The 501-nt window shown below is 49.1% G+C and carries 1 protein-coding gene; it reads left to right on the top strand.

Annotated features, from left to right (window positions below; all coding sequences use genetic code 11):
- Positions 1-89: 89 nt before the first annotated feature.
- Positions 90-501, top strand: a 412-nt coding sequence (locus ABFX50_RS51225) for a TolC family protein (protein ID WP_346158587.1), incomplete at its 3' end; no start/stop codon positions are given.

Below are 501 nucleotides of genomic sequence, written 5' to 3'. Positions count from 1 at the left end.
ATAGGCAATGGCGCTCGCGAGATTTTGTATCGGCGCCGTCCTCTAAGTATTATGCTGACGGCAGTCGCGAACAGCCCGAGAATATGTATGTGTTGCTTTCGCAGTTTGGTACCGATGTTAGCTTTAGTTGGGAGCTCGATATTTGGGGCAAAATTCGTAATCGCCAAGATATGGTGGTGGCCGATTATCTCGAAACACATGAAGCACGTAAAGCGGTACAGACCAACTTGATTGCGCGTGTGGCCATGGGCTACTTCAACTTGCTCATGCTAGATGCCAAGATCGAAGTAGCTAAACGAAATGTGCAACTCAATGATAGTACATTGCAGATTATCAAGTTGCAATATGAGGCCGGGGAGATTACAGCACTAGCTATTCAGCAGACAGAGTCGCAGCGCTTGCTGGCTGCTTCTTTAGTGCCCGAATTGGAACAGGAAATTGCGCTGCAAGAAAATGCGCTGCGGGTGCTCGCTGGCGAGATGCCAGATCGTATTAAGCGCG

Origin of the sequence: Nonomuraea recticatena (genome assembly GCF_039533245.1) — a bacterium.
In the GTDB taxonomy this organism is placed as follows: Bacteria; Actinomycetota; Actinomycetes; order Streptosporangiales; family Streptosporangiaceae; genus Nonomuraea; species Nonomuraea roseola.
Note: the sequence above shows the minus strand (reverse complement) of the source record. Positions and strands in the feature narration are given on the sequence as shown.